Source organism: Clostridium sp. FP1 (assembly GCF_011065975.2).
Classification (GTDB): domain Bacteria; phylum Bacillota; class Clostridia; order Clostridiales; family Clostridiaceae; genus Clostridium_AD; species Clostridium_AD tagluense.
This window is the reverse complement of record NZ_JAAMNJ020000001.1, coordinates 3,973,824-3,987,691: the sequence shown is the minus strand read 5'-3', so window position 1 is coordinate 3,987,691 and position 13,868 is coordinate 3,973,824. Positions and strand designations below refer to the sequence as shown.

The window sequence follows — 13,868 nt, the reverse complement described above, 5'->3', positions numbered from 1 at the left end:
GGTACTATGAAGAAAATAAATAGAATTTTCATTATGATGGGAATTGCTTTAATAGCAATAACGTTATCTATTCAAAGTTTTGCTTTGAACAATAATCAAGATGGCGGAGTTAACATTTTATCAGAATCTCAAACAAGTAAAATAGAGAAGTTTATAGAAGAACAAATGGATAAAGGAAAAGTTCCAGGCATGTCAGTGGTGGTAGTAAAAGGAGATAAAACTATTTATGAAAAGGGATTTGGTTATGGAGACATAGAATCAAAAAAAACGGTAAAACCAGAAACATTATTTGAACTTGGTTCCAATAGTAAAGCATTTACTGCCCTTGGAGTGCTTAAACTGCAGAGTGATGGATTAATCAATATAAATGAGCCAGTAACTAAGCATATTCCATGGCTAAAAATGAAATATAAAGGAAAAGAAGTTTCAATAACTATAGAACAATTTTTGCACCAAACTAGCGGAGTACCATTTAAAACAATAGCTAATATCCCGATTTCTTCTAAAGATGATGCGTTAGAGGAAACAATTAAAACTATGGTTAATATAGAATTAGATAGTTATCCAGGGAGTAGGTTTCAATATGCCACTATAAACTATGACGTATTGGGATTAGTAATAGAAAAAGTTACAGGAAAGTCCTATGAGGAGTATATAAAAGAAAATGTATTAAATCCACTGAATTTAAATAACACCTACTTATTTCGAGATGAAGCAGCTTTGCATGATATGGCTACAGGGTATAAGATTGGATTTTTAAAACCTCGTAAATATGAAGCACCAATGTATCGTGGAAATAAACCAGCTGGATACTATATTTCAAATGCAGAAGATATATCAAAGTGGCTTAAAATACAACTTGGAACAGATAAGGATAATAAATTCGATAAAGATTTAGTTAAAGAATCACATATTGCTAATCGTAGGGTAGCGCCACTAGGGGATGGTGCATCTTATGCAGATGGATGGTTTGTATATCAAAAGGGTGGAGGAGAAATTTCACATGGAGCAAGTAATCCTAACTATTCTTCTTTTATAGTGTTTAGACCTGAAGAAAATATAGGGGTTGCAGTGTTATGTAATAGCAATTCTCCACATGCACAAGTGATCGGACAAGGTGTAATTGAAATATTACAAGGTAATCAACCTAAGAAAACTGCAACAGACATAAATAAAAGTGTAGATATTATTTCTATAGCTATTATTTGCATGTCAATTCCAATTATTATTGTTACTTTTTATTTTATGTTCATTGGTGTAAAACAATTAATTAAAAAGGAAAGAAAATTTCAAATTAAAAGTGTGAAAGTGATTTTGGGATTAATATTTTCAATGCTATTCATGATTGGACTTACTTATTGTATATATTTGATACCCTACATTTTATATAATGGAGTATCTTGGAAATTCGTGTATGTATGGCTTCCAGCAAATTTGAAAATTTCCATTTGCTTATTGTATGCAACTATATGGATAGCTTATATATATTTTATATTCACACGTGTTTTAAAAAAAAAACAAGATAAATCACTAGTTTTAATAGGTATACTTAGTGCTATTAGCGGATTAGGGAATTCCCTTATTATTATTACAATAAATATGGCTATTACTTCTAGTAATGAATTAAGGGTAAAACTATTGGTGTATTTTGTTTTAGGAATAATACTTTATGTTTATGGACAAAGATTAGTCAGCGTTAGGCTAATAGAGATAACAAACAATATAGTGTATTCCAAAAGAATGGAAATTGTAAAAAAAATATTAAAAACTTCTTATGATAGTTTTGAGAAGATTGAAAGTGGTAGAATTCAAGCTACCTTAAATAATGATACGGAGACAATTAGCAATTTAGCCAATATTGTTATTGTAGGTGTAACGAGTTTAGTCACACTTATCTGTTGTTTTATATACTTAGGTATTATTAGCTTTTATGGACTGTTATTATCTGTTTTAATAATCGCGGTTATAGCTAGTTTATATTATATGGTAGGAAGATATGCTAATAGAGTCGGAGAAGAAGCTAGAGATATTCAAAATATATTTTTTAAGTTTATAAATGATTTTATAAGTGGCTTCAAAGAATTGAGTCTTAATGAAAATAAAAAAAATGAATTTCAAATGGATATGCAAGATAGTTGTAACAACTATAGGCTCAAACGAGTAAAAGCAGGTTTAGCCTTTGCAAATATGTTTGTAATAGGCGAACTACTATTTACAATTGCCATAGGTGCTGTTGTATTCATTTTCCCTTTAGTATTTAAAGACATTGAACGTGGCAGTTTGGTAAGCTATGTTTTTGTACTGCTATATATGACAGGACCAGTTCACGGAATACTGAATGCTATACCAAATGCAATACAAGTTAAAATAAGTTTTAAAAGAATTAATGAGATGTTAAATCAAATATCACTTATGAAGTCTGAAGAGTTAGATGAACAAGACCTAATGTTAAAGAATGATGTTAAATTAAAATTAAAGGGAGTAGAGTATGAATATGATAGTACTGAGGATAGAAAGTTTAAAGTAGGCCCTATTGATTATGAATTTAAGTCGGGTGAAATAGTATTTATCACTGGGGGAAATGGAAGTGGTAAATCAACTTTAGCTAAATTAATAACTGGATTGTATATGCCAACAGAGGGGAATATAACTTTAAATAGTATGGAAATTAGCGGAAAAGCATTGAGTCAGTATTACTCTACAATTTTTAGTGATTTTTATCTATTTAATAAATTATATGGTGTTGATTGCAAAAGTAAAGAAAATGGCATAAGTAAATATTTAAAAATATTGAAGATGGATGATAAGGTAGAGATTAAAGATGGAAAATTTAGCACAATAAAGTTATCTACTGGACAAAAAAAGAGACTGGCTTTATTAATTAGTTATTTAGAAGATAAGCCGATTTATCTTTTTGATGAATGGGCTGCGGATCAAGATCCAGAGTTTAGAAAGTTTTTTTATGAAACACTTTTACCTGATTTAAAGGAACGAGGTAAATGTGTTTTAGCAATAACTCATGATGATCATTATTTTAATCTTGCTGATAAAGTTATTAAAATGGAAATGGGTAAATTGGTGTAATATAGGAGGGCGTTATTTTATGAATAAAATTAGAAAAGACAACATAGAAGATATTATGGATTTAACAGATACCCAAAAGGGAATGCTTTATCATTATATTAAAGATTCTGAAACTAAGGAGTATCAAGAGCAGACCTGCATAACTATAACTGGTGAAATAGATATAGAGATATTAAAAAAAACATGGAATTACATTATTGAAACTAATGAAATGCTGAGAACTGTTTATAAGTGGGATAAATTAGATAAACCTGTTCAGATAGTTCTAAAAAACTATGACATTCCTTTTAAATTCTTTGATTTATCAAAGGAAAGTAATGAAGCAAGGGATAAATTATTCAAGGAAATTTTAGAAAACCATAAAAATGAAAATATTAATATTACAAATGAATCCATAAAGATAACTATATGTAAAATTGAAGAGCATAAATGTAAAATGATTATAAAGAATCATCATATATTATATGATGGTTGGAGCAATGGAATTATTTTAAAAGAATTTATTGAAGCATATAATTGTTATTTTCAAGGGGAAGAGCCTATAAAACAGGTGAAAAATAAGTTTAAAGAGTTAGTTAAATGGAATAAAGAGCAGGATAAAAATAGACAAAAGGAGTATTGGCAGAAGTATTTAAAAGGTTTTGAACATGAAAGTAATATGTTTAGTTCAAACAATACTAGTAAGATGCATAAATATATCGGCGAGTATATTTACACAATATCTGATTTAACAAAAAATAGAATTGAAGCATCTGCAAAAAAACTTCAAGTTTCAGTTGCTGCAATACTATATAGTGCATGGTCAATACTTCAGCAAAGATATGAAAACTCGGAAGATATAATATTTGGAATGACAGTATCAGGTAGAACAGCGAAAATTAAGGGGATAGATAATATTGTTGGGATGTTTATTAATACTATTCCCTTAAGAGTAAAAACACATAGTAATCAAGAAGTTTCTACATTTATAAAAAGTGTAGAAGAGTCGTTAAGAGCACATGAAGAGTTTGAAAACACATCTTTATTAGATATAAAATCTTATGCTATGTATAATCATGAAAAAAGTGTTTTTGATAATATTGTGGTTATTGAAAATTATCCATTAGACAAAGTAGGAGATAAGAATAGTAAAATTAAAATAGAGGATTGTTTTATATCAGAAACAACAAATTTTAATCTTACTTTTGGGATTGGCATATTTGATGATTTGGAGATAAAAGTTTCATACAATAAAGAATCATTTGAAGATGAATTCATAATTGCAATGACAGTGCATTTTGAAAATATATTAAATGAAATAGTAAGTAGTGTAGCTATAAGCATATCTGAAATAAAAATAATTTCAGAAGAAGAAAAGAATAGGATATTATACGATTTTAATGATACTTATGCAGAGTATCCAAGGGATAAAACAATACATGAATTATTTGAAGAGCAGGTTGAAAAGACTCCGGATAATGTGGCTGTTGTGTTTGAAGATAAAGAATTAACATATAGAGAACTAAATGAGAGAGCAAATAGATTGGCAAGGACATTGAGAGGAAAAGGCGTAAAACCTGATAGTATAGTAGGAATAATGGTAGATCGTTCAATAGAAATGATAGTAGGGATGCTTGGAATATTAAAGTCAGGTGGAGCATATTTGCCAATAGGTTCAGAATATCCAGAAGATAGAGTAACATATATGCTTGAGGATAGTAAAACTAATATAATTTTGACACAAAGCAGGTTTAAAGAAAATGTGGTGTTTAATGGAGAAACACTGGATTTAGAGTGTGAAAGGACATATGCAGCAAATGGAGAAAATATTAAAAATGTAAGTACAGCAAGAGAATTGGCATATGTAATATACACATCAGGGTCTACGGGTAAACCTAAAGGAGTAATGGTAGAGCATAGGAATGTTGTCAATATTTTAACTTGGTTTGTAGGTAAATACAATATTAGCCACCAAAAGCATATTGTGAATTTAATTGAATATACCTTTGACCCTAGTGTAGAGCAAATTTTCGGAACGCTTATTTCTGGGGCTAAATTATATATACCTAAAAAAGAAGAAATATTGGATAAAAACAAATTTGCTGAATATGTAATTAACAACAAGATAAATGTTATTAGTTTTGTTCCTGCTATGATAAAAGAACTATTGATTGATAATATAAGGTTTAACACAGTAGATACAATTATTATTGGTGGAGAAAGATTAGAAGATAGCGTTAAAAATAAATTAATGAAGATGGGATATAATGTATTTAATCATTATGGACCTACAGAAACAACAATAGATGCATTAACAGCTGTATGTAAAGAGAGCGAAAAAGTAACATTAGGAAGGCCTATACAAAACACTGAGGTGTACATTATAGATAAAGAGAATAACATTGTGCCTATTGGTGTTTGCGGTGAACTTTGTATATCAGGAGAAGGATTAGCTAGAGGTTATTTAAATATGCCGGAGTTCACTTTAGAAAAGTTCATAGAAAGTCCTTTTGCTTTGGAGAAGAAAATGTACAAAACAGGTGATTTAGCAAGATGGCTACCAGATGGAAATATAGAATTCCACGGAAGAATAGACCATCAAGTTAAGATACGTGGATTTAGAATAGAACTTGGAGAAATAGAAAGTCAATTGATAAATTATGAAGATATAAAAGAATCAATTGTAATAGATAGAGAAGATGAAAATGGAACTAAATATTTATGTGCATATTTAGTATCAGGAAAAGAATTAACCGTAGGAAAATTAAGAAGTTATTTATCACAAAACTTGCCAGAGTACATGATACCATCATACTTTGTACAATTAGAGAAAATGCCATTAACGCCAAACGGAAAGATAGATAGAAAGGCATTACCAAAACTAGACGGAAGTATAGTAAGAGGAACAGAGTATGAAGCACCAAGAAATGAAGTTGAAGAAAAACTTGTAGCAATATGGAAGGACGTATTGGCAGCAGAAAAAGTAGGGATAAATGATAATTTCTTTGAACTTGGGGGACATTCACTGAAGGCAACAACGCTAGTTTCAAGAATACACAGAGGATTAAATGTGGAAGTACCAATTAGAGAAATATTCAAATCTCCAACTATAAAGGGGACAAGCGAATATATAGAAAGCACAGAACGGAGTATATATTCATCAATAGAAATAGTAGAAGAAAAAGAATATTATGAAGCATCCTCATCACAAAAGAGAATGTATTTGCTACAACAGTTTGACTTAAAAAGTACAGGATACAATATGCCTGGAGTTATGATGGTAGAAGGAAGACTTAATGTAGAAAGATTAGAAAAATCCTTTGCGGAGTTAATAATAAGACATGAAACATTAAGAACATCTTTTGAAACAATAGAAGGTAAAATAGTACAAAGAGTAAATGAATGTGTGAATTTTAAATTAGATTGTTTTGATGTAGATTGCATAGAAGGTACAGATAAAGAAATAGATAATATAGTAAGCGATTTTGTAAAAGCATTTGAGTTAAACAAGTCGCCATTACTAAGAGTGGGACTTATAAAACTAAAAGAAGATAAGCATATATTAATGTTCGATATGCACCACATTATATCAGATGGTGTATCTATGGGAATATTAACAAATGAATTTGCAAGGATTTATGAAGGCGATAAACTCGAGCAGCTTAGAATTCAATATAAAGATTATTCGCAGTGGCAAAATAGACTTTTAAAATCAGAGGTAATGCAAGAACAAAAAGAATATTGGATAAATAGATTTTCAGATAAAATACCAGTCTTAAATATGCCAACAGATTTTCAAAGACCACTAATGCAAAACTTTGAAGGCGATAGTATAAACTTTAAATTAGATAAGGAACTTACAAAAGAAATAAAGCGCATATCAAAAGAGACAGGCAGTACTATATACATGGTACTTTTATCAGGGGTAAATATATTACTTTCAAAGTACAGTGGACAGGAAGATATTATAGTAGGAAGCCCAATAGCAGGAAGACCACATGCAGACCTTGAGAAAATCATAGGAATGTTTGTAAATACTATTGCTATGAGGAATTATCCAGAGGGAAGCAGAACCTATGAAGATTTCCTAAAGCAAGTAAAAGAAAATGCATTAAAAGCTTATGAAAATCAAGATTATCAATTTAATGAGTTAGTAGACAAGTTAAGTATACCTAGGGATATAAGTAGAAATCCATTATTTGATGTAATGTTTACAATGCAGAATATGGATTCAGAGGATATTGAACTAAAAGATTTAGTATTTAAAGAATATAAGCAAGAACATAAAGTAGCAAAATTTGATTTAACATTCTCAGCAAGTGAAGTAGAGGATGAAATTACATTTGAACTAGAATATAGTGAAAAATTATATAAAAGAGAAACAATAGAAAGAATGGTAGAACATTTTGTAAACATTCTTAAAGTAATAACTAGAAAGATATATATAAAGTTAAGTGAAATAGAAATGCTTACAGAGGGGGAAAAGCAAAAACTGCTGCATGAGTTTAATGATACTTATGCAGAGTATCCAAGAGATAAAACAATACATGAATTATTTGAAGAACAGGTTAAAAAGACTCCAGACAATATAGCAGTAGTATTTGAAGGCAAAGGATTAACATACAGAGAACTAAATGAGAAAGTAAATAAGCTAGCAAGAAACTTAAGAGAAAGAGGAGTAAAACCTGATAGTATAGTAGGAATAATGGTAGAGCGTTCTACTTATATGATAGTAGGAATAATGGCGGTTCTAAAGGCTGGTGGAGCATACTTGCCAATAGATCCAGAATATCCAGAGGAAAGAATTAAGTATATGTTAGAAAATAGCAACGTAGAGATACTTCTAATTCAAAGTAAATTAAAGGAGAAAACCACCTTTAAAGGAGAACTTTTAGATTTAGAAGATGAAAAATACTATGGGGGGATTGGGCAAAATTTAGATGTGGTAAATAGTTCTAGAGATTTAGCTTATGTTATTTATACATCAGGTTCAACAGGCAAGCCTAAAGGGGTAATGATTGAACAGTTAGGTGTTGTTAATTTATCTTATTGGTATGGTGATAGATATAATCTTAAAGAGAATTTGAATATGTTACAAAGTACGAATATATCCTTTGATGCATCTATAGAGGAAACAATAGTTGTTTTATTAAATGGTGCTACAATGTACATTCTACCTAAATATGATATTATCGATAAACATAAATTTTTACAGTATGTGACAGAAAAGAATATAAACATAGTCCAACTTGTACCAGCCACATTAAAAGAATTAATTGTAGAAAATGATTACATGAAAAGTTTATCTATAATAATTTGTGGTGGAGAAAAATTGAATGAAAATGTAAAAAACAAGGTAATTGAAAAAGGATATAATTTGTATGATCATTATGGACCAACAGAAACTACCGTTGTTTCAATTACTACTAAATGTAATATATATGAGTCAACAATAGGAACACCATTACAAAATAACCAAATAGCTATAATCAATAAAAACAAGAACTTGCAGCCAATAGGAGTGCCTGGGGAACTATGTATATCAGGAGATGGCCTGGCAAGAGGATACTTAGATAGACCTGAGTTAACAGTAGAAAAGTTTATAGACAATCCATTTGTATCTGGAGAGAAAATGTATAAGACTGGGGATTTAGCAAGATGGATGCCTGATGGAAATATAGAATTTCTTGGAAGAATAGATTATCAGGTAAAGATACGTGGATTTAGAATAGAGCTTGGAGAAATAGAAAATCAGTTACTAAACCATGAAGCCATTAAAGAAATAATTGTATTAGATAGAGAAGATGAAAATGGTGCTAAATATTTATGTGCATATTTAGTATCAGAAAAAGAACTAACAGTAGGAGAGTTAAGGGCGTATTTATCAAAGAAACTCCCAGGGTACATGATACCATCATACTTTGTGCAATTAGATAAAATGCCATTAACACCAAATGGGAAGCTAGACAGAAAGGCATTACCAAGGCCAGATGGAAGCATAGTAACAGGTGCAGAATTCGAAGCACCAAGAAATGAGGTAGAAGAAAAACTTGCAACAATATGGAAGCATGTACTAGGAATAGGAATAGGAAGGGTAGGAATAAATGATAATTTCTTCGAACTTGGAGGACATTCGCTTAAGGCAACAATATTAGTTTCAAAAATACACAAAGAGTTAAACGTTGAAGTGCCACTTAGAGAAATATTCAAATCACCGACTATAAAGGGAATAAGCGAATATATAGAAAGCACAGAAAAGAGTATATACTCATCAATAGAAATAGTGAAAGAGAAGGAATACTATGAAGCATCCTCAGCGCAAAAGAGAATGTATATGCTTCAGCAATTTGATCTAAAAAGCACAGGATACAATATGCCTGGAGTTATGCAGGTAGAAGGAAGACTTAACGTAGAAAGGTTAGAAAAATCCTTTATTGAATTAATAATAAGACATGAGACCTTAAGAACATCTTTTGAAACAATAGAAGATAAAATAGTACAAAGAGTAAATGAAAGTGTGAATTTTAAATTAAATTGTGTTGAAGTAGGTCGTATAGAAAATCAAGAAAAAGCGATAGATAGTATAGTAAAAGATTTTGTGAAAGCATTTGATTTAAATAAGGCACCATTGCTAAGGGTGGGACTTATAAAACTAGAAGCAGATAAGCATATATTAATGTTTGATATTCACCATATCATATCAGATGGTGTATCTATGGGAATATTAACAAATGAATTTTCAAAGATTTATGAAGGTAATAAACTTAAGAAGCTTAGAATTCAGTATAAAGATTATTCGCAGTGGCAAAATAGCCTATTAAAATCAGCGGCAATGCAAGAACAAAAGGAATATTGGATAAATAGATTCAAAGGTGAAATACCAGTATTAAACATGCCAGCAGATTTTCAAAGACCACTCATGCAAAGCTTTGAAGGAGAAAATATAAGCTTTAAATTAGATAAGGAACTTACAAAGGAGTTAAAAAAAATATCAAAAGAAACAGGAAGTACAATGTACATGGTACTTTTATCAGGGGTAAATATATTACTTTCAAAGTATAGCGGACAGGAAGATATTATAGTAGGAAGCCCAATAGCTGGAAGGCCACGTGCAGACCTTGAGAAAATTATAGGAATGTTTGTAAATACGCTTGCTATGAGGAATTATCCAGAGGGAAGCAGGACCTATGAAGATTTTCTAAAGGAAGTAATGCAAAATGCATTAAAGGCTTATGAAAATCAAGATTATCAATTTGATGAATTAATAGATAAATTAAGTATACCTAGGGATATAAGTAGAAATCCATTATTTGATGTAATGTTTACAATGCAGAACATGGATTCAGTGGATATTGAACTAAAAGATTTAATATTGAAAGGATATAAGCAAGAACATAAAGTTGCAAAATTTGACTTAACATTCTCAGCAAGTGAAGTAGGGGATGAAATTATATTTGAACTAGAATATAGTAAAAAATTATATAAAAGAGAAACAATAGAAAGAATGGTAAAGCACTTTGTAAATATTATTAAAGCAGTGGTTATAGATACAAAAATTAAGCTAAGTGAAATAGATATGCTAACAGAAGGAGAGAAACATAAACTTCTGTATGAATTTAATGATACCTATGCAGATTACCCAAGAGATAAAACAATACATGAATTATTTGAAGAACAGGTTGAAAAGACGCCAGATAATATAGCAATAGTATTTGAAGATAAGCAACTAACTTACAGAGAGTTGAATGATAGAGCAAATGGATTGGCAAGAAACTTAAGAGGAAAAAGAGTGAAACCAGACAGTATAGTAGCAATAATGACAGAGCGCTCTGTTGAAATGATAGTAGGAATAATGGGAATATTAAAATCTGGAGGGGCGTACTTACCAATAGACAATGAGTATCCAGAGGATAGAATAAAGTATATTCTAGATGATAGCAAAACTAACATACTTTTAACACAAAACAACCTAGTACAGAAGGTAGCTTTTCAAGGAGAGATAATAGATTTAATAGATGAAAAATCGTATGTGCATGATCAGACAAACTTAAGGAATATAAATATGCCAAAGGATTTAGCCTATATAATATACACATCGGGAACTACAGGAAGGCCCAAGGGTGCAATGATAGAACATAGAAATGTAGTAAGGTTAATGTTTAATGAAAAAATGAAGTTTGACTTTAGTGATAAAGACGTATGGACAATGTTTCATTCATATTGTTTTGATTTTTCAGTTTGGGAAATGTATGGTGCATTACTTTATGGGGGTAAATTAGTTTTAATTTCAAGAAATACAGCAAGAGATACAGAAGAATACTTGAAGACTCTTAAACAAGAAAGGGTTACAATACTAAATCAAATTCCAACACCGTTTTATAATCTTATGAATAAAGAATTAAATTACAATACAGAAGATTTGAAATTAAGATATGTAATTTTTGGTGGGGAACCATTAAAACCTGAAATGTTAAGTGAATGGATGAAAAAATATTCAGAAACAAAATTAATTAACATGTATGGAATAACAGAAACAACAGTGCATGTTACTTACAAAGAAATCGGAAAAAAAGAAATAAATCAAAAGATAAGCAATATAGGAAATCCGATTCCAACGTTATCAACTTATATAATGGATAAGAACTTAAAGCTTCAACCAATAGGAGTAGCAGGAGAGCTATGTGTTGGAGGGGAAGGTGTAGGACGCGGATATTTAAATAATAAGGAATTAACAGAACAAAAATTTGTATTTAATGCATATAAACCAGAAGAAAAAATTTATAGATCAGGTGATTTAGCAAGAGTACTTGTTAATGGAGAACTTGAATATTTAGGTAGAATAGATCATCAGGTAAAAATACGTGGATTTAGAATAGAACTTGGAGAAATAGAAAGTCAGTTACTAAATTATGAAGAGATTAAAGAAATAATTGTAATAGATAGAGAAGATGAAAGTGGAGCTAAATATTTATGTGCATATTTAGTAGCAGAAAAAGAATTAACAGTAGGAGAATTAAGAGAGCATCTATTAAAAACCTTACCAGAGTACATGGTACCGTCATACTTTGTGCAATTAGATAAAATGCCATTAACACCAAATGGAAAGATAGATAGAAAAGCATTACCAGAGCTAGATGGAAAAATAATAACAGGTGCAGAATACGAAGCAGCAAGAAATGAGATAGAAGAAAAGCTTGTAACAATATGGAAGGACGTATTGGCAGTGGAAAGAGTAGGGATAAATGATAACTTCTTCGAACTTGGTGGACATTCGCTTAAGGCAACAACATTAGTTTCAAAAATACACAAAGAGTTAAATGTAGAAGTACCACTTAGAGAAATATTTAAATTCCCAACTATAAAGGGGATGAGCAAATATATAGAAAGCACAGAAAAGAGTATATATTCATCAATAGAAATAGTGGAAGATAAAGAATACTATGAAGCATCTTCAGCACAAAAGAGAATGTATATGCTACAACAGTTTGAGTTAGATAGTACAGGATACAATATACCTGGAGTTATGTGGGTAGAAGGAAGATTTGAGGCAGGAAGATTAGTAAAAGCCTTTATTGAATTAATAAGAAGACATGAAACCTTAAGAACATCTTTTGAAATAATAGAAGATAAAATAGTACAAAGAATAAATGAAAGTGTGAATTTAAAATTAGATCATTTTGAAGTAGATTGCAACGAAAATCAAGAAAAAGCTGTAGATAATATAGTAAGAGATTTTGTAAAAGCATTTGATTTAAATAAGGCACCATTACTAAGAGTTGGACTTATAAAACTGAAAGAAGAAAAACATATATTAATGTTTGATATGCACCATATTATATCAGATGGGGTATCCATGGGAATATTAATAAATGAATTTGCAAAAATTTATGAGGGAAATAAATTAGAACAGCTTAGAATTCAATATAAGGATTATTCAGAGTGGCAAAATAAACTGTTAAAATCAAAGGGAATGAAAAAGCAAGAAGAATATTGGATAAATAGATTTTCAGGTAAAATACCAACATTAAATATGCCAATAGATTATGCAAGACCAATAATCCAAAGATATGAAGGCAGCATCATAAGCTTTAAATTAGATAGGATGGTTACAGGTGAGTTGAATAGAATAGCGAAAGAAATTGACGGAACAATGTATATGGTAATATTATCCTGCGTAAATATACTATTAACAAAATATAGTGAACAAGAAGATATTGTAATAGGAACCCCCATAGCAGGAAGGAGGCATGCAGATTTACAGAAAATTATAGGGGTATTTGTAAACACTCTTCTCATGAGAAACTATCCAAAAGGAAATAAAACTTTTCGAAATTTCTTAAAGGAAGTAAAAGAAAATGCATTAGAGGCATATGAAAATCAGGATTATCAATTTGAAGAATTAGTGGACAAGCTGAAGATACCTAGGGATAGAAATAGAAATTTACTGTTTGATGTAATGTTTGTAATGCAGAATATGGACTTACAGAAGATAGAACTAAAGGATTTAACATTTAGAAACTATGATATAGATCATAAAATAGCTAAATTTGACTTGAAGTTTATAGCAAGCGAAGTTGGAGAAGAAATTATATTTAGTATTGAATATAGTACAGATTTATTTGAAAGAGGTACCATAGATAAAATGATAAGGTATTTTAAAAATATAATTACAACAGTGATTAGTGATAAAAATATTAAACTTAATAAAATTTTATTATTGAATGAAATTGAGGTTAATACGATTAGTGAAAAAGTCAAAAGAATAAAAGAAGATTCCAAACACGATATAGAGTTTGATTTTTAAT

The 13,868-nt window shown here is 30.0% G+C and carries 2 protein-coding genes; both read left to right on the top strand.

Annotated features, from left to right (window positions below; genetic code table 11):
* Positions 1-6: 6 nt before the first annotated feature.
* Complete coding sequence (locus G9F70_RS19195) at positions 7-3,084, top strand: cyclic peptide export ABC transporter (RefSeq protein ID WP_164946534.1); 3,078 nt, start codon at positions 7-9, stop codon at positions 3,082-3,084.
* Positions 3,085-3,103: 19 nt separating this feature from the next.
* Positions 3,104-13,867, top strand: coding sequence for a non-ribosomal peptide synthetase (locus tag G9F70_RS19190; RefSeq protein WP_164946533.1), 10,764 nt, complete (start codon positions 3,104-3,106; stop codon positions 13,865-13,867).
* Position 13,868 lies beyond the last annotated feature (1 nt).